This window comes from Kytococcus sp. Marseille-QA3725 (assembly GCF_054950055.1).
In genome coordinates this window covers 1,505,833-1,527,899 of sequence record NZ_JBUCLA010000001.1, presented here as the reverse complement: position 1 = coordinate 1,527,899, position 22,067 = coordinate 1,505,833, and the positions used below count along the sequence as shown (strand labels likewise).

20 protein-coding genes, 1 tRNA gene and 1 pseudogene are annotated in these 22,067 nt (G+C 72.5%); 10 read left to right on the top strand and 12 right to left on the bottom strand.

Translation table 11 applies throughout. The annotated features are described in order from the left end of the window. Nucleotides 1–50 precede the first annotated feature (50 nt). From ACY8FT_RS06985 to ACY8FT_RS06965, 5 genes are all read left to right on the top strand, one after another. Nucleotides 51–698 (top strand): FtsB family cell division protein, encoded by a 648-nt coding sequence (locus tag ACY8FT_RS06985; RefSeq protein WP_462418173.1) that lies wholly within the window; start codon nucleotides 51–53, stop codon nucleotides 696–698. Next, complete coding sequence (locus ACY8FT_RS06980; protein WP_462418172.1) at nucleotides 695–1,234, top strand: DUF501 domain-containing protein; 540 nt, start codon at nucleotides 695–697, stop codon at nucleotides 1,232–1,234. The genes ACY8FT_RS06985 and ACY8FT_RS06980 overlap by 4 nt, the downstream gene beginning before the upstream one ends. Next, nucleotides 1,231–2,217: a Ppx/GppA phosphatase family protein gene (locus tag ACY8FT_RS06975; protein WP_462418171.1), complete on the top strand. Its 987-nt coding sequence runs from the start codon at nucleotides 1,231–1,233 to the stop codon at nucleotides 2,215–2,217. The genes ACY8FT_RS06980 and ACY8FT_RS06975 overlap by 4 nt, the downstream gene beginning before the upstream one ends. A 4-nt stretch (nucleotides 2,218–2,221) precedes the next feature. Continuing rightward, a tRNA-Leu gene (locus ACY8FT_RS06970) sits at nucleotides 2,222–2,296 on the top strand. Nucleotides 2,297–2,428: 132 nt separating this feature from the next. Continuing rightward, the gene (locus ACY8FT_RS06965; RefSeq protein WP_462418170.1) at nucleotides 2,429–3,262 is read left to right on the top strand and encodes a Bax inhibitor-1/YccA family protein; all 834 of its coding nucleotides are present in this window, start codon (nucleotides 2,429–2,431) and stop codon (nucleotides 3,260–3,262) included. 99 nt (nucleotides 3,263–3,361) lie between these two features. Here ACY8FT_RS06965 and ACY8FT_RS06960 read toward each other — a convergent pair. Further along, nucleotides 3,362–4,625: pseudogene (locus ACY8FT_RS06960) on the bottom strand (IS3 family transposase). A gap of 159 nt (nucleotides 4,626–4,784) precedes the next feature. After that, nucleotides 4,785–6,575 (bottom strand): bifunctional metallophosphatase/5'-nucleotidase, encoded by a 1,791-nt coding sequence (locus tag ACY8FT_RS06955; RefSeq protein ID WP_462418169.1) that lies wholly within the window; start codon nucleotides 6,573–6,575, stop codon nucleotides 4,785–4,787. Between the two features lie 86 nt (nucleotides 6,576–6,661). On the opposite strand from ACY8FT_RS06955, the gene ACY8FT_RS06950 reads away from it, so the two are divergent. Then, nucleotides 6,662–6,964 carry a hypothetical protein gene (locus tag ACY8FT_RS06950; RefSeq protein WP_462418168.1) on the top strand — a complete coding sequence of 101 codons (303 nt, stop codon included), beginning with the start codon at nucleotides 6,662–6,664 and terminating at the stop codon, nucleotides 6,962–6,964. Nucleotides 6,965–6,976: 12 nt separating this feature from the next. Here the strand turns inward: ACY8FT_RS06950 and ACY8FT_RS06945 are convergent, their stop codons facing one another. The 7 genes from ACY8FT_RS06945 to ACY8FT_RS06915 form a co-directional block, all read right to left on the bottom strand. Then, a complete protein-coding gene (locus tag ACY8FT_RS06945; RefSeq protein WP_462418167.1) occupies nucleotides 6,977–8,200 on the bottom strand; it encodes an acetyl-CoA C-acetyltransferase in 1,224 nt (407 codons plus the stop codon). Between the two features lie 55 nt (nucleotides 8,201–8,255). Continuing rightward, nucleotides 8,256–9,308, bottom strand: coding sequence for an SGNH/GDSL hydrolase family protein (locus tag ACY8FT_RS06940; protein WP_462418166.1), 1,053 nt, complete (start codon nucleotides 9,306–9,308; stop codon nucleotides 8,256–8,258). Further along, a complete protein-coding gene (locus ACY8FT_RS06935) occupies nucleotides 9,305–10,294 on the bottom strand; it encodes an NAD-dependent epimerase/dehydratase family protein (protein WP_462418165.1) in 990 nt (329 codons plus the stop codon). Before ACY8FT_RS06935 ends, ACY8FT_RS06940 begins: the two co-directional genes overlap by 4 nt. Next, nucleotides 10,291–13,068: an alpha/beta fold hydrolase gene (locus tag ACY8FT_RS06930; RefSeq protein ID WP_462418164.1), complete on the bottom strand. Its 2,778-nt coding sequence runs from the start codon at nucleotides 13,066–13,068 to the stop codon at nucleotides 10,291–10,293. Before ACY8FT_RS06930 ends, ACY8FT_RS06935 begins: the two co-directional genes overlap by 4 nt. Before the next feature lie 7 nt (nucleotides 13,069–13,075). Continuing rightward, on the bottom strand, nucleotides 13,076–14,098 hold the full coding sequence (locus ACY8FT_RS06925; RefSeq protein WP_462418163.1) for a 3-oxoacyl-ACP synthase III: 1,023 nt from the start codon (nucleotides 14,096–14,098) through the stop codon (nucleotides 13,076–13,078). Nucleotides 14,099–14,218: 120 nt separating this feature from the next. Continuing rightward, a complete protein-coding gene (locus ACY8FT_RS06920) occupies nucleotides 14,219–15,646 on the bottom strand; it encodes an FtsX-like permease family protein (RefSeq protein ID WP_462418162.1) in 1,428 nt (475 codons plus the stop codon). Further along, nucleotides 15,643–16,359 carry an ABC transporter ATP-binding protein gene (locus ACY8FT_RS06915; protein ID WP_462418161.1) on the bottom strand — a complete coding sequence of 239 codons (717 nt, stop codon included), beginning with the start codon at nucleotides 16,357–16,359 and terminating at the stop codon, nucleotides 15,643–15,645. Before ACY8FT_RS06915 ends, ACY8FT_RS06920 begins: the two co-directional genes overlap by 4 nt. A gap of 108 nt (nucleotides 16,360–16,467) precedes the next feature. Here ACY8FT_RS06915 and ACY8FT_RS06910 point away from each other — a divergent pair, with 108 nt between their 5' ends. From ACY8FT_RS06910 to ACY8FT_RS06895, 4 genes are read left to right on the top strand one after another with little or no spacing between them, the layout of a single operon-like run. Next, on the top strand, nucleotides 16,468–17,181 hold the full coding sequence (locus tag ACY8FT_RS06910; RefSeq protein WP_462418160.1) for a sensor histidine kinase: 714 nt from the start codon (nucleotides 16,468–16,470) through the stop codon (nucleotides 17,179–17,181). An 11-nt stretch (nucleotides 17,182–17,192) separates the two neighbouring features. Further along, nucleotides 17,193–17,861, top strand: a complete 669-nt coding sequence (locus ACY8FT_RS06905) for a response regulator transcription factor (RefSeq protein ID WP_462418159.1) — start codon at nucleotides 17,193–17,195, stop codon at nucleotides 17,859–17,861. Between the two features lie 31 nt (nucleotides 17,862–17,892). Then, on the top strand, nucleotides 17,893–18,675 hold the full coding sequence (locus ACY8FT_RS06900) for an ABC transporter ATP-binding protein (RefSeq protein ID WP_462418158.1): 783 nt from the start codon (nucleotides 17,893–17,895) through the stop codon (nucleotides 18,673–18,675). Beyond that, nucleotides 18,660–20,249, top strand: coding sequence for a hypothetical protein (locus tag ACY8FT_RS06895; protein WP_462418157.1), 1,590 nt, complete (start codon nucleotides 18,660–18,662; stop codon nucleotides 20,247–20,249). The genes ACY8FT_RS06900 and ACY8FT_RS06895 overlap by 16 nt, the downstream gene beginning before the upstream one ends. A 3-nt stretch (nucleotides 20,250–20,252) precedes the next feature. Here ACY8FT_RS06895 and msrA read toward each other — a convergent pair whose 3' ends face one another. From msrA to ACY8FT_RS06880, 3 genes are all read right to left on the bottom strand, one after another. Next, on the bottom strand, nucleotides 20,253–20,885 hold the full coding sequence (msrA, locus tag ACY8FT_RS06890) for a peptide-methionine (S)-S-oxide reductase MsrA (RefSeq protein ID WP_462418156.1): 633 nt from the start codon (nucleotides 20,883–20,885) through the stop codon (nucleotides 20,253–20,255). A gap of 103 nt (nucleotides 20,886–20,988) precedes the next feature. Next, entirely contained in the window at nucleotides 20,989–21,483 is a 495-nt protein-coding gene (greA, locus tag ACY8FT_RS06885) for a transcription elongation factor GreA (protein WP_462418155.1), read from the bottom strand. Nucleotides 21,484–21,641: 158 nt separating this feature from the next. Beyond that, nucleotides 21,642–22,025 carry a DUF4307 domain-containing protein gene (locus ACY8FT_RS06880; protein ID WP_462418154.1) on the bottom strand — a complete coding sequence of 128 codons (384 nt, stop codon included), beginning with the start codon at nucleotides 22,023–22,025 and terminating at the stop codon, nucleotides 21,642–21,644. Nucleotides 22,026–22,067: the final 42 nt, after the last annotated feature.

The following is a 22,067-nucleotide window of genomic DNA, read 5'->3' as shown; positions in this document are numbered from 1 at the left end:
CACCGTGCGTCGGCGCCGGGTGGACGGAGCCGGTGCGGCAGAATGGGGGGATGGCTCCCGGAACCCCCCGCAGTTCGCGACGGGCCACCGGCTCCGCGCGCGGCGGGGCGCAGGTGGCCCTGGTGCGTGCGACCCCCTGGCGGGCCGTGATGCTGCTGGGCGCCGTGCTGCTGGCGGCGTGGATCGCCGTCCCGCCGTTCACCGGCTGGTGGACGCAGCGGGCCGAGATCCAGGACGTCCGGCAGGAGGCCGAGGCCGAGAAGGCCCGCACGCACGAGCTCGAGTCCGAGCGGGCGAAGCTGCGCGACGACGAGCACGTGCAGGAGCTCGCCCGCGAGCGGCTCGACTACGCCGAGCCGGGGGAGAAGCGCTACCACGTGATCACCCGCGGCGAGGAGGCCGGGAGCGAGGCCGACCAGGAGGTCGCGGGGGAGGACCGGGCCTGGTACGAGACCCTGTGGGGGTCGGTCGAGCAAACCGCCGCCGGGGTGCCGCAGGAGCCCACCCGTGAGCCCGACGAGGAACCCGTCCCCGTGCCGGAGGGCGACTCCACCGAGGCGCCGGTCGAGGAGGTCGAGCAGCCCGTCCCGGACGGCGTGCCCGAGCTCATCACCGAGGACGGATTCGACCCCTCCGACATCCCGTCGGAGGATCTTGAGGACGGCGAGGAGAAGCCGACCGCCGAAGGAGAAGAGTGATCGACCAGCTGACCTTCCCGGGGCCGAGTGAGCCCACCGAGGACGACCTGCAGACCGTCGAGGGGCAGCTGGGCCGCCTGCCGCGCGGGGTGGTCTCCGTCGCGCACCGCTGCCCGTGCGGCTGCCCGACCGTGGTGCAGACCGAGCCCCGCCTGCCCGACGGCACGCCCTTCCCGACCACCTTCTACGCCACCTGCCCCCGCCTGACCGGTGCGATCTCCACGCTGGAGACCACCGGGATGATGGCCGAGATGACCGAGCGCCTGTCCACCGACCCGGCGCTGGCCGCGGCGTACGCCGCCGCCCACGAGCACTACCTCGCCGCGCGCCGTGCGCTGGGGGTGGTCGAGGAGATCGACCACGTCAGCGCCGGGGGCATGCCGACCCGTGTGAAGTGCCTGCACGTGCTGGTGGCCCACTCGCTGGCCGCCGGCCCGGGCGTCAACCCGCTGGGCGACGAGGCCCTGGAGGCGCTGGAGCCGTGGTGGCACACCGGCTGCTGCACGGACGCGATCGCCGCCCGGGACCAGGCGTGAGCGCCCCGACCGTGCGCGTCGCGGCCGTGGACAGCGGCACGAACTCGATCCGGCTGCTGGTGCTGGAGGCCGCGCTCGTCGACGGCGAGGCGGTGGCCCGCGAACAGCTCCACCGGGAGAACCGCATCGTCCGGCTGGGGCAGGACGTCGACGCGACCGGCCGCATCGCCCCGGAGGCCCTGCAGCGCACCGTGGCGGCGGCCGCCGACTACGCGGCCCTCTGCGCCGAGCACCGCGTGGCCGCGATCCGCTTCGTCGCCACGTCCGCCTCGCGCGACGCCGAGAACGCCGGTGAGTTCACCGAGGCGATCGCCGGTGTCTTCGCCGAGCACGGGTTCGAGGTCACCCCGGAGGTCATCTCCGGTGACGAGGAGGCGCGTCTGTCCTTCCTGGGCGCCACCGGCCCGCTGCGTGCCCGGGGCGTTCCGGGTCCCTTCCTGGTGGTGGACCTCGGCGGCGGCTCGACCGAGTTCGTGCTGGGGGACCAGGAGGTGACGGCGGCCCGCTCCATCGACCTGGGCAGCGTGCGCCTCACCGAGCGGCACCTGCACTCGGACCCGCCCACGCCGCAGGAGGTCGACGCGGCGCTGGCCGACGCCGACGCCGGCATCGACGAGGCCGCCACGGTGGTTGACCTCTCGGCGGTGACGACCCTGGTGGGCGTGGCCGGCACCATCACGACCACGATGGCGCACGCCCTGCAGCTGCCCGAGTACGACCGGGACCGGCTGGACGGGGCGGTGCTGCCTGCCGGCCGGGTGCGCGAGGCCGCCCAGGACCTGATGGTCCGCAGTCGTGTGCGGCGCGCGGAGCTGCCGTTCCTGCACCCCGGACGCGTGGACGTGATCGGCGCCGGTGCGCTCTTCTGGCAGCGCATCATCGAGCGCGTCGGCCGGGCCAGCGGGGTGGAGCAGGTGACCGTGAGTGAGAGCGACATCCTCGACGGGACCGCCCTGGACCTGGCGGGGCGCCACCTATCCTGAGGGCGCCCTCGTGGCCCAACTGGCAGAGGCAGGCCACTTAAAATGGCTCACGGTGCGGGTTCGAGTCCCGTCGAGGGCACGACCGCACGCGCACACCGGACCCGGATCGTGAGCGGTGCGGAATCGTCACACCCCGACCAGTGTTGTTCCGAGGTAGTTGGACGCTGACCGTCACCACCGTGGTGGCGGGCGTCCCCGACAAGGAGACCCCATGGCTTTCAACCCCGCCATCAACCGCCTGGAGAAGGAGAGTCGTCCTGGGCAGCCCCAGTACGGCCAGTACGCGGACTTCAACACCGTCGGCCAGGCCGGCGTCACCCAGCAGCAGTACGGCCAGATGGAGCAGGCCTACGCCGCACCGTCGCTCGACCAGGGTCGTATCGGGCGCCTGAGCCTCGACGACGTGTTTGTCAAGACGGCGCTGCTCTTCGGCATCGTGCTGGCCGTCGCGGCCGGCACCTGGGTGCTGGTCGGGCCGCAGCCGCAGCTCGCGATGGTGGTGTGGCTGGCTGGCATGTTCGGCTCGCTGGGCCTCAGCCTCGTGATCGCCTTCATGAAGTCGGTCAACGTGCCCCTGATCCTGCTGCACGCGGCGGCGCAGGGCGCCTTCGTGGGTGCCATCAGCGTCACCTTCGAGAGCTTCGAGGGGGGCATCGTCGTCGCCGCGGTCCTCGCGACCATGGGCACCTTCACCGCCATGCTGATGGGCTGGAAGGTGGGCCTGGTCAAGGTGAGCAGCCGGGCCATGCGCATCTTCGGCCTGATGGCCATGGGCTACCTGGTCTTCCAGCTGGTGAACCTGGGCTTCGCCTACTTCGCCGGCATGAGCGTCTACTCCTCCAGCTTCGGCTGGATCGTGGCCCTCGTGGGTGTCGGGATGGCTGCGTACTCGCTGGCCATCGACTTCGAGACCATCGACCGCGGCGTGTCCTCCGGCCTGCCGGAGAAATACTCCTGGCTGATGGCCCACGGGCTGGTCGCCTCGCTGGTGTGGGTGTACATCGAGATCCTGCGCCTGCTGTACATCCTGCGCTCGGACGACTGACCCGCGCAGCTCCCGGCGCACGAGCCGGGCACGACGGAGCCCCCACCCGACGCATTGAACTGTCCCCCTGAAGTTGGACTGGTTTGAGCGTACGGGGTCTCACGCGGCAGCGAGGGTCTGGTTCCGGTACTGCACCGGGGCCAGGCCCTCGTTGCTGCTGTGGGGGCGGTCGTGGTTGAACCAGGCCAGGTAGTCCCGCAGGGCCGTCGTGAGCTGGGTGGGTGTGGTGAAGGACGTGTCGCAGTACAACTCGTCCTTGAGGTGACCGAAGAAGCTCTCGATGACGGCGTTGTCCAGGCAGTTGCCCTTGCGGGACATCGACGCGGTCGCACCGACCCGTGCGAGTAATTCCTGCCAGGTGGCGTGCTGGTACTGGAATCCCTGGTCGGAGTGCACGATCGGGTGCTGGCCCGGTTCCAAGGTGGTCAGGGCCTGCTGCAGGGAGGAGTTCGTCAGCGTCAGGGTCGGGGAAGGGCCGATGGTGGCGCCGATGACCTGTCGGTCGAACAGGTCCATCACCGCTGAGAGGAACACCTTGTCCGGGCCGATGTGGAACTCGGTGACGTCGGTGACCCACTTCTGGTTCGGCCCGGTGACGGTGAAGTCACGGTCCAGCACGTTGGGCGCGGTGCGACTGGTGGTACCCCGGTAGGACCGGAACCGGCGCCTGCGGATCGGGCAGCGCAGATCGAGCTCGCGCATCAGCTTCCACACCGTCTTGCGGGAAACGACCCACCCGTCGGCGCGTAGTTGCGCCCAGACCCGGCGGTGCCCGAAACGCTTGCGACTGGCCGTGAACACCTCGGTGATCGCGGTCTTCAGCTCGGCCTGCGGGTCCGGCTCCAAGAGGCGTGCCTGGTGGTAGAAGAACGTCGAGCGCGCCAGACCGGCCGCGGCCAGCAGGTCACCCAGACGGTGCTGCGCCTTGAGGGAAACGACGGCCTTCACCTTGGCCGACGTTGCTGCTCCATCAAGGCCTGCAATTTTCCCAGGTAGGCGTTCTGCGCCCGCAAGCGCTGGTTCTCCCGGCGCAACGCCTCGAGCTCCGAGACCGGCTCCGAAGGCCTGGCCGGGCGGCCCCTGGGTCTGGGGCGCAGCCCGTCAGGCCCCTCGGCTTTCAGGACTCTGGCCCAGGTCGCGATCAGGGGCGGTGAGGGCACCCCGAACTCGCCGGCCAGTGCCACCTTGGATTCACCGGCCAGGTAGCGCTGGGCGGCCTCAAGCTTGACCTCGAACGGGTAGGACTTCTTCGGTGGCTCCACCAACGCTCCTCGGCCTGACAGTTTCCAGCGTCGGTAGAGACTTCGCACCGCCCAGCGGCTCTTGCCCAGCCGCGTGGCCACGGCGCGAGAGCCCCAACCAGACTCGAAGAACTCTACGGCCGTCAACCGCTCCTGCGATGACAACGAACTCTTGGCCTCCATCACGAACTCCCCGGGAGTCGGAACTGATTTCTCAGTCCAACTCCCGGGGAGCAGTTCAAGCCGGTCGACGGGGGCTCCGTGCGTTCGCGGGACGGTGCTCAGCCGCGGCGACCGGCGAAGGTCAGCACGCCCGCACCGGCCAGCAGGGTGACCAGGCCGACGGTCGTGGTGGTCAGCAGACCGGTCGACGGGGCGAACTCGGCGCCGGTGTCGACGATCGGGCCCTCGGCACCGACCTCGGGCACACCCGGCTCCTCCGGGGTGTACGGCGAGTTCTCCACCAGGAAGGCGCGCATCGCGTCGATGTCCAGGCCGCCGAAGTAGACGTCCTTGCCCTCGGCGAAGGTCGGGAAGCCGTCGCCGCCCTCGGCCAGGAAGTTGTTCGTCACGATCCGGTAGGTGCGCGAGTCGTCGTTCGGCACGGGCTCGCCGTCGACCTCCACGGTGCCCTCGACCAGCTCCGGCGTCTCGGCGTCGTCGACGCCGTAGGTGAAGCCGGTGGAGGTCTGCAGGATCTTGGTCTCGCCCGCGTTCTCGCCGCTCCACTGCTCCTGCAGGATCTGGTGGATCTGCGCGCCGGTCAGGTCCATCGTCACCAGGTAGTTGTTGAAGGGCTGGGCGCTGAACGCCTCCTCCATGGTGATCTCGCCGTCGGTGGAGCCGTCCTCACCGGGCTGGTCCAGCGCGGGCACGCGGACGCCACCGGGGTTCATGAAGGAGATCACCGGCTCCTTGCCGCCGGTCACCACGGAGTCGTCGGCCAGCTGCGCATCGGCGATCATGCGGCCCAGCGGGGAGACGCCGAAGCCGTAGCGGTCGTGGCTCACCTGGCCGGTCACGGTGCCCAGCACCTCGTCGGCCAGCGGGCCGATGACGGCGGCGTAGTCGTCGACGATCTTCGCGACCTCGGCGTCGTCCTCGATGTCCTGGGTGACCTCGACGTTCTCGGCCTCGACCGAGCCCGGCACGACGTCACCGGTCTCCTTGTCCAGGCTCAGCTGGATGTCGGTGACCAGCTGGCCGTAGTTGCGAGCCTGGGTCACCAGGCGGCCGTCCACCTCCGAGACGTACTCGTTGTGGGTGTGGGCCGAGAGCACCACGTCGTAGGCCGGGTCGAGCTCGTTCACGAAGTCGACGACATCGCCCTCGACGGTCGTGCCGTCCTCGGACTCGCCGCCCTCGTGCAGCACGGTCACCATCGCCTCGACGCCCTGGGCTCGCAGCTCGGGGACCAGGTCGTTGGCGGTCTTCGCGGCGTCCAGGAACTCGACGTCCTGGATGCCCTCGGCGGACACGATGGAGGGGGTCTCGTCCAGCGCCAGACCCACGTAGGCCACCTTGACGCCGTCGTACTCCTGGATCTCGTACTCGGGCAGCACCGGCTCGCCGGAGTCCTTCCAGACCACGTTCGCGGCGATCATCGGGAAGTCGGCACCGGGGTACGCGTGGCCGGGCAGGGCGCAGGAGTTGCGGCCGCCCTCGCCGTCGCCGTCCTCCTTGCAGCCGCCCTCGGTCATGCGCAGCAGCTCGTCGGTGCCCTGGTCGAACTCGTGGTTGCCCACGGTGGAGGCGGTCAGGTCCATCTCGTTGAGCGCCTCGATGGTCGGCTCGTCGCGGAACGCGGCGGACGCGAACGGGCTGCCCCCGATGTTGTCGCCGGCCGACAGGGTGGCGGTGTGCTCCTGGCCCTCGCGCAGGCGGTCCAGGTGGGCGGCGAGGTTGGCCGCACCACCGGGCTCGCCGGGGTCGTCCTGCGGCTCGATGTTGCCGTGGAAGTCGTTGAAGGACAGGATCTGCAGGTCGACCTGGTCCGGGGCGGCCTGGGCAGCCGGCGCGAGTGCGACGAGCACGGCGGCCGAGAGGCCCAGCGAAGCGGTGCGGCGGAACATGATTCTCCCGAGTGTGCGAGGGATGTGTGCCGGGGCAGCATGCCCACCCGGTGTGAACCGGCGGTGAATACCGGGAGAATGTCGCCATGCCGTCACTGCCTGCCGCGCTCGCCGAGGAGCTCACCCGCGCCCGCCGCATCGTCGCCCGCGCGGACCTGCCCGAGGCGTGGGTGGAGGGTGCCGGCGGGCTGGCCGCCGGCTGGGCCGACGCGGAGGCGCGGGAGAACGGCTGGCCACCGGCGGACGTGCGCGTCCCCTCGCCGGCTGCGCTGCCCGACGTCCTGGAGGCGGTGGCCCGGGGGCGGCTGGCAGGAGCCCCGGAGACGGCCGAGGTCGGCGGCCGGATGGCCGCCGACCTCGCCGGGCTGCGCCGCGAGCACGGCGCCTGAGTCAGCCGGGGCTCAGGAGAGCCGCTCCAGGATCATCGCCATGCCCTGACCGCCGCCGACGCACATCGACTCCATCGCGAACTGGGCGTCGCGCTCGACCATCGCGTTGAGCAGGGTGGTCGTGATGCGGGCACCGGTCATGCCGAAGGGGTGCCCCAGCGCGATGGCGCCGCCGTGCACGTTGAGCTTCTCCGGGTCCATATCCAGCTCGTCGGCGCTGGGCAGAACCTGGGCCGCGAAGGCCTCGTTGATCTCGTAGAGGTCCAGGTCGCCGATGGACATCCCGGCACGGTCCATCGCCTGCCGACAGGCCTCCACCGGACCGAGCCCCATGATCTCCGGGGAGAGGGCCGAGACGCCGGTGGAGACGATGCGGGCCAGCGGGGTGAGCCCGAGCTCCTTGGCCCGGGTGTCGCTCATGATGACCAGCGCCGCCGCGCCGTCGTTGAGCGGGCAGCAGTTGCCGGCGGTGACCGTGCCGTCCTCGCGGAACACCGGGTCGAGCCCCTGCAGCTTCTCCAGGGTGGTGCCGAAGCGGGGGCCGTCGTCGGTGGCGTGCGTGCTGCCATCGGGCAGCGTCACCGGGGTGATCTCGCGCTCGAACAGGCCGGCCTCGATGGCGGCCTGGGCACGGTTCTGGCTGATGACGCCCCACTCGTCCTGGCGCTGCCGGCTGACCCCCTTGTGGGTGGCCACGTTCTCGGCCGTCTGGCCCATGGCGACGTAGACGTCCGGCAGGGCACCGGTCTCGCGCGGGTCGGTCCAGGTGGTGTTCTCGGCGGCGATGCGCTCGGTGCGTGCCTTCGCCTCGGCGAAGCGGGGGTTCTGCCAGTCGGCCTTGGCCACCCCGGCGCCGGAGAAGTCGACGTAGCGAGAGACGCACTCGACGCCGCCGGAGACGAACACGTCCCCCTCGCCGGCCCGGATGGCGTGCATCGCCATGCGGGTGGTCTGCAGGCTGGAGGAGCAGAAGCGGTTCACCGTGGCACCGGGCAGGTGGTCCAGCCCGGCCAGCACGGCCACGACGCGCGCCATGTTCGAGCCGTGCTCCGCCCACGGCTCGGCGCAGCCGAGGTAGAAGTCGTCGATCTCGCGCGGGTCCAGCCCGGGCACCTTCTCCAGCGCCGCGGTCAGCATCTGCGCGGCGAGGTCGTCGGGGCGCACGTCCTTGAGGCTCCCCTTGAAGGCCCGTCCGATGGGGGACCGGGTGGCCGAGACGATCACAGCTTCAGGCATGGGGGCTCCTGTCGGTGGGGTGGACGGACCTCGCATCCTACGCACGCGGGGTGATCTACGACACGTCCGCGTCGTCGTCCTCGCGCTGCGCGGGGCGGGCGCTGTCGGCGTCGTCACCGGGATCGCGCCGGCGACGCTGCACGAGGGCGCGTAGACCGCCGACCGGCTCGTCCGAGAGCTGCACCTCGGTGCCCTCGTGGGCCGCGGCACGGACGGCGGCCTGCTCGAGCGTGGTGTGCTGCCCGAGCTCCACGACGGCGCCCTCGGCCTTGCGGGCGTCCCGCTCGGTCACCGGCAGCCCCAGCGCGTCCAGCAGGGAAGGCACCAGCACCTGGGCTGCGCGCTTGTAGCCCTTGGCCGAGGGGTGGAAGCGGTCGGTGTGGAACATCCCGTCCGGGTCGTCCAGGAAGGCGCGCGTCGTCAGCGCCCCCAGCGACACCGTGCGGCCGCCGCACTCGACGACGGCGACGGTCTGCCGGACGGCGTAGCGGCGCGATCGGGCCTGCATCACCCAGCGCAGCGGCTGGCCGAGGGAGACGATCATGCCGAAGTCCGGACAGGTGGCCACGACCACCTCAGCGCCGACGGCCCGCAGCCGCAGCACGGCCCGGCGCAGCTCGGTGAGGCAGGCCGGCAGGTCGGCGTTCTTGGCGATGTCGTTGCCGCCGATGCTCAGCAGCACCAGGTCCGGGTGGGGGAACTTGCGCAGGGCGCGGTCGACCTGCTCGTCCAGCCCCACCGACGTGACGCCGTTGACCGCGACGCTCTCCAGGTACACGGGACGGCCGGAGAGGGATGCGATCCGGCGGGCGCAGCGGGCTCCGATGGTTTGCTCCGGGCGCTGCGCGCCCACCCCGTTGGCGACCGAGTCCCCCATCATCACGAACTTCCAGGGGGAGTCGACCTCCTGGCGCTGGTGCTCCCCCGAGGGGGTGTAGACGCCGTTGTCGTCGGGGGCGTTGCCGGGCCTGCCGTCGGACAGACGGCTGGCCTGCCACAGCTCGAACGCGAGGGTGCCGGCCCCCAGGACGGTCGCGCCGGCGACTCCCAGGGCCGCCGCCGGTGCGCGGCGCGCCAGCGGGCGGGCCAGCTCCTGCCAGTCGGTCACATGCCCTCCCGCAGGCGCTCCAGACCCTCGTCGAGGCTCACGACGGGACGCCAGTCGAGGGCACGGTGGACCTCCTGCTGGGAGAACCAGTGGGCGGTCGTCAGCTGCTCCACCAGGAAGTGCGTCAGCGGCGGCTCGGTGATGGGGCGGACGCGCTGGCTTGCGGCCACGGCGGCGTCCACCAGGTGGCCGGCGGCCCCGGCGGGCGGGGTCGCGATGCGCAAGCGGGGAAGAGGCGCACCGTGGGCCAGCACGATGCCGGCGATCAGCTCGGCGACCGGTCGCGGCTCGTCGTTGGTCACCACCCACGGACGGCCGTGCGCGGAGTGCTCCGTGCGCGGACCGGCCAGGGCGTCCAGGGCCGCGACCAGGGCGTCCCGGGCGTTGTCGACGTAGGTGGAGTCGACCAGGGCCGCACCGTCCCCGACCCAGGGCAGCCGGCCGGCGCGGGCTCGGGCCACCAGGCGACCCACCAGCTGGGTGTCGCCGGGCCCCCACACCAGGTGGGGCCGGACGGCGGTGACCGCGAGCTGCGGGCCGTCGGCCGCCAGGGCCATGAGCTCGGCCTGGGCCTTGGTGCGGGCGTAGCTGCCCCGTGCGGAGTCGGGGGCGGCGGACTCGCTGCCGACGCCCACCAGGGCGGCACCGGCGTGCGCCACCGAGGGGGAGCTCGTGTGGACGAAGCGCTCCACCCCGGCCTCGCGGGCGGCCTCCAGCAGCAGCCGGGTGCCCTCCACGTTCGTGCGGCGGAACTCCTCCAGCGGCCCCACGACGTCGACCTTGGCGGCCAGGTGCACCACGGCCTCCTGACCGGCCACGGCGCGTGCGACGGCCTCGGGGTCGTCGACGCTGCCGAGCACCTCGCGCAGACCGGATGCGGACGGGCGGCGCTGCATGACGGTGACCTCGTCACCGCGCTCGGCGAGAGCGCGGGCGACGGCCCCACCGAGCATGCCGGAGGCGCCGGTGACCAGGACCCGGGTCACGGCCGGAACCCCACGCGGTCGAGGCGACGGACCAGTCGCAGTGGCGCGGCGGCGAGCTCCCGCACACCGGTGGGCAGCCGCCCTCCGTCGCCGGCGAGCGTCGTCTCGGCCCAGCGGGCCAGGGCGGTGCGGTCGATCTTGGAGGCGTGGCGGATGTCGACCGGCAACCGGTCGCGGACCAGCACCGCGGCGACCGGCGCGGCACCGGGCCCGTCGGCGGCGGCGCGCCGGACGGCGTCGGAGCACTCCACCGAGGCGACGGGCGAACCGCGATGCAGCGTCAGGTCCGTCCCGGCCTCGGGGCGCAGGACCACGGCCACGCGCTGGGCCCCGGCCGGACCGACGCCCACCACGGCCGCGTTCGCCACACCGGGCAGCCGCTCCACGCGGGACTCGATGCCGCCGGGGGTGACCGGGCCGTGCTCGGTGGTGACGGTGTGGATGCCGCGCCCCTCGACCCACAACCGCCCCGCGGTGTCGAGGTGGCCGATGTCCCCGGTGCGGTGCGCACCCGCCGGGTGTGCCGTGGCCTCCTGCGTGCCCCACAGCCGGTCGTAGTGACTCTTCAGGTGCGGCGCGCTGGCCACGATCTCGCCCACCACGCCCGGCTCCTGGGTGAGCACCTCGTCGCCCCCGGGGGTCCCGTCGGGGCCCAGCGGGGCGATGCGCAGGCTGACCCCGGGGACGGGGCGCCCGACGCACACGCCGGCATTGGTGGCGAGCTCCTCGGCCGGGACCGTCCGCGGGTCCACCGCCGTCAGCGGCAGGGCCTCGGTCATGCCGTAGGGGGTCACGGTGGCGGCGTTCGGCATCACCTCGCGGACCTGCTCGAGCAGCTCCACGGGCACCGGGGCGCCGGCCGACATCACCGTGCGCACGCCGTCCAGCACGCTCACGCCCCCCCGGGTGGCCACCACGTTGCGCAGCGCGGCGGGGGAGGCGAAGACGACGTCGGCCTCCACGGCCTCCACGGCATCGGCCAGGGCGGCGGCGGTCAGCGTGTCCGGCTTGGTCACGTCCATGTACGGCACGGCCGAGGTCATGCCCAGCGCCGGGCCGTACAGGGCGAAGGGCGCGAAGGCGGCCACGAGCGAGTCACCCGTGCGCAGCTCCAGCGCCTGCTCGATGACGTCGCGCTGCGCCAGCAGCTGTCGGTGGCGGTAGACGACTCCCTTGGAGGGGCCGGTCGCCCCGGAGGTGAACAGGACGGCGGCCTCGTCGTCCAGAGCGGGTGTGGGGAGGGGGTGTTCGCTGCGGGTCCCGCGCGCCTCGAGCTCGGCCATGGTGGTCTCGGCGCCCGCGACCCGTCCGGCCAGGGCGGTCCTGCGGGTGGTCTCCTCGGGGAGCACGACCACGCGCTCGCCCTCCACACCCAGGGTCCGGGCGGCGGCCAGGCCGGCCGGGATGCCGATGACCAGCTGCGGGTCGGCGCTGCGCAGGGCGCCCGCCATCGGGCGGACCCCGAGCCCGGCGTCGGCCACGACGATCGAGCCGCCGGCCTGCCAGACGGCGTAGACGACGACGGTCAGGTCGATGCCCGGCGGCACCAGCACGGCCACGCGGGTACCGCGCTGCACGCCGTGGGCCCGCAGCCCTTGGGCCAGCCGCTCGATGCGCCCCTCCAGCGCGGAGACGGTCACCCAGTGGAGCTCCTTCTTGGCGAGCTCCGCGATGGCGATGGCCTCGGGGTCGTGCGCGGCCCGCTCCACCAGACGGGACCACAGGGGGTCCGTGGCGGGCTCGTGGTCCGGGGTGATGGCGTCGCCCGCGCCCGCGCCGGCGGCGGCCACCGGGGTCGAGGTGGCGGGCGAGGCGTGCTCGGTCAGCCAGCGCCAGGCCAGCTCCACGCCCTCGGGGCGGTCCTCGAGCACCAGGTGGGAGGCGTCTCCCCAGCGGTGCACGTCGGCCTCCGGGAAGCGCTCCAGCACGTCGCGCAGGTAGCGGTCGGTGAAGACGGGGTCCTGGGCGCCCCAGAGCACCAGCGCCGGCACGTCCAGTGCGGCCACCTCGTCGGCCACCTGCTCCAGCGTGGCGCGCGAGGGGTGCTCGCGGTCCAGGGGGATGTCGGCCACGAAGTCGCCCACGCTGTGCCGCAGCTCGCGACGCGTGTAGGGGGAGGCCAGGGCGCGCGCGATCTCGGGGTCCGGTCCGGGGCGGCCGACCCAGGCCGCTGCGTGCACGAAGGTCGCGGTGTTCACGGTGGCCGCGCGGTGCAGGCCACCGGCACGGGCTGCGCGGATGCCCGGGGGGACGCGGTCGTCGGGCTGCCACAGGGCGGTGTTGGTGATGACGGTCGAGGCGATGCGCCCGCGGTGGCGGGTGGCCCAGCCCAGACCGATCGTGCCGCCCCAGTCGTGGACCATCACCGAGACCGGCAGCTGGGCGTGCAGACCCTCCAGCACCCCCAGTCGGGCCAGGGCCTCGTCGAGGTCGTCGATGCGGTCAGCCAGCCGACGGGTGACCGCCGTCCGGTCGCTGTGGCCCATGCCGACGTGGTCGACGGCGACGACCCTCCAGTCCTCCGGGGCCTGCTCCAGGACGCGGCGCCACAGGTAGGACCAGGTCGGGTTGCCGTGGACGCACACCAGCACGTGCCGCACGTCCTGCGGGCGGGCACCGGCCTCCACCATCTGCGGGGAGTGCGTGTCGAGCACGGCCATCCGCGCGGCGGGCAGGTCACCCCGCGCGGGCAGGTCGACGAAGTGCTGCCAGCGCGGATCGACCTCCGGCAGCTCGTCGAGGGGGGTCGTCCGGGGGCTGGCGGGGGTCGTCACGGGGTGCTCACCACTCGATCTCTGCGCAACAGGCGTTCAGGCCGGACCCGATCCCCATCAGCAGGACGCGGTCCCCGCGCTCCAGGTGCGGGGCCTCCAGCGCCAGGGTGAACGGGACGGCCGCAGGACCCATGTTGCCGTAGGTGGGGAAGGTACGCGGCACCCTGGTGCCGTCCAGGCCGAGGCGGTCGCACACCTGCTCGGTGTGCACGGTGGAGACCTGGTGGATGACGTAGCGGTCCAGGTCCTGCCAGTCGAACTCCCGGGCGGCGTCCTCCCAGAGCGCCTCGGACAGGGCGATGCCGGCTTCCTGCAGGGCCACCGAGTCGGTGGTCATGCGGTCGAAGTCGCCGACGCAGAGCTCGTTGTGCTCGGTGGCCGCGCGGGAGACGCCCCCGACGAAGCGGTGGCCCTCCGGGTGGCGGTCGGTGCGGCCCAGCACCATCGCGGCGGCGCCGGACCCCAGCGTCAGGGTGGCCAGCTGCTGCAGGATGTCGTCGGCCGTCGCGTCCTCGCGCTCCAGCCGCGCGAGGGTCGTCTCGTGGGTGTGCCGGGTGGTCTCGGCGTTGACGATCAGGGCGTACTCGATCTGGCCGGAGTCGATCATCGCGGCGGCGATCTGCATGCCGTTGACGAAGCCGAGGCAGGCGTTCGTCACGTCGAAGTTCATGGCGCTGCGGGGCAGCCCCATCGCGTCGTGGATGCGGACGGCCGTGGACGGCTCCAGGTGGTCACGGCTCACCGAGGTGTTCACCATGAGCCCCACCTGCTCGGGCTTGATGCCGGCGTCCACCAGGGCGCGGCGGCCGGCCTCGGCGGCGGCCTCGGTGAAGTGGACGTCCTCCGGCCACCAGCGGCGCTCCTTGATGCCGACCAGCCGCTGGAGCACCCCCGGTACGAGCTTGTTGCGGCGCAGGGAGGTCATGATCCGCTCGTCGAACTCGGCCGAGGTGTGCACCTCCGGTGCGGGCAGGCCCGAGACGGACAGGACGGACGTGTTCGTGTGGCGGAAGGTGGAGTTGCCGGGCATGCGTTATCGGGTGACCTTTCACTGGATGCCGCGACAGTCTGTCACGGGGGGCCTCGTCGCGCCTGCACAGGGGTGGTCCGTCCGGGGCCCCACCGGACGGACCACCCCTGTGTGTGCCGATCAGTCGGCCGTGCGCTCCTGCGTGAGCAGGGTGCGACGCTGGAGCGGGCCCGTGGCGGCCACTGCCAGGGCGGTGAGCAGCACGCCACCGCCCAGGGTGACCGCGAGGATCACCGGCCCGGTGGCGCTGTGCTCCAGACCCCTGCTCTCGGCCGCCGCAGCCAGTCCCTGGGCGAAGGCGATACCGAGTCCTGCACCGAGGGTGAGTGCGAGGAGGAGGGGGCCGAGTGCTTCCAGCCAGGTCACCCGACGGATCACAGCGACCGAGGCGCCCATGCGCTCCAGGGCACGTGCCTGGTCAGCACGCTCGTAGACGGCCGACGTCTGGTTGATGAACGTGGCGGTGGCGGCCAGCACGAATCCGACGGACAGGGTGATGATCGCACCCTTGGTGATGTCCCAGCCCATGTTGACCATGAACATCTCAGCGGGGTCGGTGGTGTCCGGCGCTTCGGACGGCAGCGGCATGCTGCTCACGTAGGCGCCGACGAAGGCGATGAGTCCCACACCCGCCACCCGGTTCCAGGTTCCCCGTGGATCGGCCTGAACCCGGCGGGCCGCCCACATCGCCGAGGGCAGTGGCAGCAGGGCCAGCACCCGGCACAGGGTCTGCAGGACCCACGGCCCCACCAGGTTCGCACCGATCATCAGGGCCAGCAGCAGCCCGCCGGTGATGATCCATGGCAGGACAGTGGGGTTTGGACGGACTGTGGCCATGCCGGCCCACACGATGCCGACGAGGATGAAGAAGGCCGGCAGTCGCCACCAGCGCAGGGCCGGGCTGCTGCTGCGGCGGGCCACCCCGAGCGGGGAGACCCGGACCTGCTGCAGGCCCCACCAGGAGGCGATCGTGCCGATCACCACGACCAGGACCGACACGCCCAGCAGCAGCCACCAGGGGAGGAGCATCTCGCGGAGGCCGATCGGCTCCATCTGCATGGTCAGGCGCCCCCACAGCGGGAGCGCCAACAAGTAGAGGAGGAACCCCAGCAGTGAGCCCACGACGGCCTGTGCAACCGTCTCGATGAGGGCCATGCGGGTGACCTGTCGTGAAGAGACGCCGAGCAGCCGCAGGACGGCCATCCGGCGCTCGCGGCCGTGGGCACCGAGGACGGCGGCAGAGGCGGCCAAGGACGTGATCGCTGGAACGGTGAGGAAGCAGGCCAGGGCGGCGAGCCCGACATACATGGCCAACACCGAGTTGTCGCCTCCCTCGGAGGCCACCATCTCAGCCATCACCCCAAAGGGTTCATCTGCGCGGCGATGGAACATCCAGGTGCCTCCGGCCACGGTGAAAGCGAGGGCTGAGGAGACCACGTAGGCCAGGGCGGATGCGACGAAGAGCAGGCGCTCTCCCTCACCCGCCGTCAGTCTGGCCCTGAGCAGGCTGAGGGTAATTCCGGTGAGTCCGGGGTGTCCATTGCTCATGCCGACACCCCCAGCGGCTGCTCGACCAGGCGGTCGGAGTGGATCAGGCCATCGCGGATCTCCACCACGCGGGAGCACCAGCGAGCCACCTGCGGGTCGTGGGTCACCAGCACCAGACTCGCGTCGATGCGAGCCACGGTGGCGGTCAGCAACTGCATCACCTCGTGGCCGGTGGCCTGGTCGAGAGCGCCGCTGGGCTCGTCGGCGAAGACGACCTTCGGGCTGCCGCCCAGAGCGCGGGCGATGGCGACGCGCTGCGCCTGGCCACCGGACATGTCCCCCGGGCGACGCTTGCGCAGCTCCCCCATTCCGAGCTGGTCGAGGGTCTCGTCCGCGTCGCGCAGGGCCTCGCCCCGGCCGGTGCCGGTGAGCATCCGCGGCAGGGCGACGTTCTCCCGGGCGGTGAGCTCGGGGATGAGCTGGTGGTCCTGGAAGACGAAGCCGAACTCCTCCAGCCGGGTCCGGGAGCGTCCAGCGTCCTTCATGCCGGAGAGCGAGCGGCCCTCGAACTCGACCTCGCCGTGGCCGGGGACCACGATGCCCGAGAGGCAGTGCAGCAGGGTCGACTTGCCCGAGCCGGAGGGGCCCATGACGGCGAGCGTCTCCCCGCCGGCGATGTCGAGGCTGACGCCGGCCAGGGCGTCGACGGACCCATAGGTCACGGTGATGTCGTGGGTGGAGAGGCGCGTGGGCCTGGTGGTCTGTCGTGTCATGGCTTCATTCCACGGTCTGGCGGGCTCTCGGAACACCGTGCGGACGATGGTCTCGCAGTAGTGCTGGCACTACCGTCCCCGGGCCCGGTCTCGGGTAGTTTCCGCCGAGTGGGACTGTTCGACCGACGTGGCGCCTCCTCCCGGGAGGCCGAGGCACACCGACGGGTGGCGGCGCTGACCGCCTCCCGCCGGGAGGTGGTCGAGGCTTACGAGATCGAGCGGCGCCGCATCGAGCGGGACCTGCACGACGGGGCGCAGCAGTACGTGGTGGCGGCCTCGATGCTGCTCGGGGAGGCGCGTCTGCACCCGGCCGCCCGGGCCGAGCCGGAGCTCGCGGACCTGCTCGACCAGGCGGCCACCCGCCTGTCCGAGGGGCTGGACGCGCTGCGGGCCACGGTGCGGGGCATCAACCCGAGCACGCTGGCCGACGAGGGGCTCGAGGCGGCCCTGCAGCAGGTCGCCGACGGTCTGCCGGGGGACATCCGCATCGTCTGTCCCTACTCGCTGCCGGAGATCCCGGCGGCCGTGATGGCGACCGCCTACTTCTTCGCGGCCGAGGCGATGACCAACGCCGCCAAGCACGCTCCCGGGGCGTCGGCGACGGTGCTGCTGGCCGCGGACTCGCACCTGCGCATCTCGGTGGTCGACACCGGGCCGGGCGGGGCCGAGGTGGTGCCCGGGCACGGCCTCTCGGGGCTGCGGGAGCGCCTCGCGGCCTTCGGTGGCGAGGTCACGGTCTCGAGTCCCGCCGGGGGCCCCACCCAGGTGGCCGCGAGCGTGCCGCTGCTGCTGCAGCGGGGTGAGCCGGGGGTGGTCCTGTGACGAGGGTGCTGGTGGCCGATGACTCGGCCATCCTGCGTGAGGGACTGGTCGGCCTGCTGGAGCGCCGCGGCCACGAGGTGGTCGGCCAGGAGTCCCGTGCGGACGTGCTGGAGCGGGTGGTCGACGAGGCCGCGGCCCGGGGCGACCTGCCGGACGTGCTGATCACCGACGTCCGCATGCCGCCGACCATGACCGACGACGGCCTGCGCGCCGCTGTGGCCCTCAAGGAGCGGCACCCGCAGCTCGCGGTCCTCGTGGTGAGTCAGTACGTCGCTCCGGTGCACGCCCAGCGGCTCTTCGGGCTGCCGCAGCCGCCCGGCGCCGGCGGAGCGGGCTACCTGCTCAAGGACCGCGTCGCGGAGGTCGTCGACTTCGTGGACTCGCTGGAGGTCGTCGCGCGCGGCGGTGTCGTCATCGACCCCGAGGTCACGCGCGCCATGATGTCGCGCCGCTCCACCGGGCTGGACGACCTGACCGCCCGGGAGCGGGAGGTGCTGGAGCTCATGGCCCGCGGCATGTCGAACGGCCAGATCGCCGAGGAGCTGGTGCTCTCCGGGGCCGCCGTGGCCAAGCACGTGTCCAACATCTTCGCCAAGCTCCACCTCGCCCCGGACGAGGAGAACCGCCGCGTGCGGGCGATCCTGCGGTACCTGTCCCGCACCGAGCCCTGGGGCCCCTGAGGGGCCGGTGCTGCGGTGTAGTTTTCGCCCCATGGACGGACAGGGCGCAGGGGACCCGGGCGTGGCGATGCAGTGGCGAGGGCTCACCAAGGTCTTCGGCGGACAGGTCGCCGTGGCGGGGGTCGACCTCGACGTGCCACGGGGTGCCGTGCTGGGGCTCGTGGGCCCGAACGGTGCGGGCAAGACGACGGCCCTGTCCATGGCCACTGGCCTGCTGCGCCCCGACGCCGGGGCAGTACGGGTGCTCGGGCACGACGTCTGGTCCGACCCGCGGTCCGCGAAGGCGCTCATGGGGGTCCTCCCCGACGGCATGCGCCTGTTCGACCGGCTCTCCGGCAGCGAGCTGCTCACCTACGTCGGCCGCCTGCACGGTCTGGAGCGGTCGGTCGTCGCCGAGCGGTCCGGGCAGCTCCTGCACGCACTCGGCCTGGAGCCGGCCGCCCGCAAGATGGTCGTCGACTACTCGGCCGGCATGACCAAGAAGATCGGGCTCGCGTGCGCGCTGATCCACGCCCCGCGCCTGCTGGTGCTCGACGAGCCCCTCGAGGCGGTGGACCCCGTCTCCGCCCAGGGCATCCGCGACCTGCTCTCGGACTACGCGGCCGGCGGTGGCACCGTGGTCATCTCCAGCCACGTCATGGAGCTCGTGCAGTCCCTCTGCTCCCACGTCGCGATCATGCAGGAGGGCCACCTCCTGGTCGCCGGGACGGTCGAGGACGTGCGGCACGGCGACTCGCTGCAGGACACCTTCCTGCGCCTCGTCGGCGGGGGCCGCACCACCGGTGGCGAGGAGCTCTCGTGGTTGCGCTCCTGATCCGCCTCAAGCTGACTCTGCTGAGGGCGGGATTCCGGCGCAACGGGTGGCAGCTGGTGGGCTTCGTCCTCGGCCTGGTGGTCGGGTTGGCGCTCGCGGTGGGGCTGGCCCTGGGGCTCGGTGCGACGCGCACCCTGGACCCGGCGGTGGCCGCGGCGCTGGTCACCTGCGTGCTGGCCGGCACCTCCTTCGGTCTCGTGCTCGTCCCGCTGGTCTCCACCGGGGTTGACGACACGCTCGACCCCGGGCGCTTCGCGCTGCTGCCGGTGGGCGCCCGCGACCTGCTGCCCGGTCTGCTGGTCGGCTCCCTCATCGGGGTCACCGGGCCGATCCTGCTGCTCGGTGCCGCCGGTGGCGTCGTGGGGCTGTCCACCTCGGCGGCCGCGCTCGTCGCCGCCCTCGTGGCAGCGGTCCTGTGGGCGGTCGTCACGGTGGCGCTGCGCAGTGGCATGGCGGCCGCCATGAGCTCGCCGGACACCCCGCGCTGGGTGCGGGACCTCGCCACCGGGGTGGGGGTCGTCCTCGCGGCCTGCAGCGGGCTGCTCAGCAACGTCGTGATGGTCGGGGTCGCGTCCGCCACCGATCTCCGCGAGCGCCTCGAGGCCATCGCGGACGTCGCCGGCTGGACCCCCTTCGGGCTGCCCTGGGCGATCCCCCGGGCGGTGGTCGCCGGTGACTGGGTGGACGCCGGGCTGCGGCTGGTTCTCGTCCTGGCGCTGGTCGGGCTGCTGCTGTGGGGCTGGGCGCGCGCCGTGGCCGAGCGCCTGGTCTCCCCGCTGGAGTCCACCGGGCGGGCCCACGAGGTGCGCACGGGGAGGCTGGCCGCGCTCGCCCCGCCCACGCCGGCCGGGGGAGTGATGATGCGGAGCCTGGTCAACTGGCGCCGCGACCCGCGCTACGTCATGAACTTCGCGGTGGCGCTGCTCATGCCGGTGCTCTTCGTCGCACCGATCCTCCTCCAGGGGGTGGCCTCCACCGACCTGCCGCTGCTGCCCTACGCCGGGGCGGCCGTGGCCCTGTCCTTCGCCATGGTCACCATGCAGGACACCAGCTACGACGGCTCGGCCCTGTGGGCGCACGTCGTCTCCGGCATCCGCGGCGTGCAGGACCGCTGGGGCAGGTTCCTGGCCGTCGTCACGGTCGCCGTCCCCGTGGTGCTGCTGGCAGCCGTCGTCGGGGCCGCCGTCAGCGGCCGCTGGGACCAGCTGCCCAACGGCGCCGGCGTGGGCCTCGGCATCCTGCTGGCCGGGTGCGGGGCGGGGCAGCTCACCTCCGCGCTCTGGCAGTTCCCGGCCCCGCAGCCCGGGGCCAACCAGTTCTCGACGCCGCCCGGCAGCACGCTGGCCACCCTGCTGGCCATGGTCGTCACCTGGCTGGTCATGGGGACGCTCTCGGTCGTGCTGCTCGTCCTGTGGCTGCTCACCCGCGACGCGGGTGCCCTGCAGCACGTGGTGGGGCCCACCGGTGTGCTCCTGGGAGCGGGCGTCGCCTGGGGCAGCATCGTGGCCGCCGGCCGCTGGCTGGACCGGCGTTGGCCGGAGGTGCTGGCCGCCGTCACCGAGCGGGCGGCCTGAGCCTCACTCGGCGGGCGGGAGGACGTCCGTCTGTGCCGGCAGGTCGACCAGGCCGACGGGGCAGGTCATGCCGTTCGGGCCGTGGTTGCAGTACCCGTCGGGGTTCTTGTGCAGGTACTGCTGGTGGTACTCCTCGGCCAGGTGGTACTCGCCCGCCTGGGAGGGAACCACGATCTCGGTGGTGATCGGGCCGTGCCCGGCGGCGGTCAGCTGCTCCTGCATCGCGTCGCGCGTCGCCTCGGCCACCCGCACCTGGTGGTCGGTGGTGCAGAAGATCGCCGAGCGGTACTGCTCGCCGACGTCGTTGCCCTGCCGGTTGCCCTGGGTCGGGTCGTGGTTCTCCCAGAACACCTTCAGCACCTCGTCGACGCTGGTGCGCTGCGGGTCGAAGACCACCTGCACGGTCTCGGCGTGACCGGTGCCGCCGCCGCAGACCGAGCGGTAGGTCGGCTGCGGGTCGGTGCCGCCCATGTAGCCGGCCGAGGTCGTGACCACGCCGGGCAGCGTCCAGTAGAAGCGCTCGATGCCCCAGAAGCAGCCGCCGGCCAGGTGGATGACCTCACTGCCCTCGGGCCAGGAGTCCATCGGGGTTCCCAGGACGGCGTGCGGGGTTCCGGGGGCCAGGAGTGTGCTCATGGCTCCATGCTTCCACCTGCCCGGGGGCCGTGGGCCACCCGGGCCGGGTGCGCGAGAGGGCCCTGCCGCGAACTCGCGGCGGGGCCCTCTGCTGGGTGGTCGATCAGCCCTCGTAGGGGCGGACTCCGACGATCTTCACGTCGATGCTCTTGCCGTTGGGTGCCTCGTAGGACACCGTCTCGCCCTGGTTGTGGCCGTCGATGGCCTGGCCGAGGGGGGACTTCTCCGAGTACACCTGCAGGTCGTCGCCGTCGGCGATCTCGCGGTTGCCGAACAGGAAGGTCTCGGTGTCGCCGAACATCTCGATGGTCACGACCATGCCGGGCTCGACCACGCCGTCGTCGGCCGGGGGCTCCTCGCCGACCTCGGCGTTCTCGAGCAGGGTGGTGAGCTGATGGATGCGTGCCTCCATCTTCCCCTGCTCCTCCTTGGCGGCGTGGTAGCCGCCGTTCTCCTTGAGGTCACCCTCCGACCGGGCCTCCTCGATGCGGTAGGCGATGTCCCGTCGGCCCTCGCCCTTGAGCTGCTCGAGCTCGGCGCTGAGACGGTCGAAGGCGGCGCGCGTGAGGTAGCTCGTCTCCTGGGTGGCTTCAGCCATGGTCACTCTCCTTAGCAGAGTGGCGGTCCGCAGCCCGTCGCTGAACCGGGCCGGACTGCGGAAAGGTCCGGCCGCCAGCTTCGCGACCGGACCCTGGTTTGCGTTCGTGTGATCGGCCAGTCTACGCCGTGGCGCGCCGTGCCGCCATCCTCGTCGGCTCAGGAGCCGGGGTACCAGCAGCTGGACACGTTGCCCACGAGCGGTCTCGAGGTGGTGCGCACGACCGTCCGCTCGCGGGTCGAGCCCTTCTCGTGCGGGGGCACGGTCACCTCCCGGCTGCCGACGACGGCGTGCTGCTCGTCCTCGGCCACCAGGCGGCAGACGACCTCCCGGCCCGGGTCACGGTGCACGTCGTAGATGACCGTCACGGAGCTGTCCGAGATGTCCTCGTGCCCGGCGTAGAACCAGTTCGGCTTGTCGGTGCTCAGCAGCAGGGCGTACCAGACCACCAGGGCGGTGGCCAGCCCCACACCCACGATGCCGATGACCCACCAGGCGCGCTGCGACAGCCGGTGGGTGGGGCGGGGGGGCGTGGTGGGCATCGTGCTCCTCGGGGATCGGGTCGGTGACCGCCCGGCCACGTC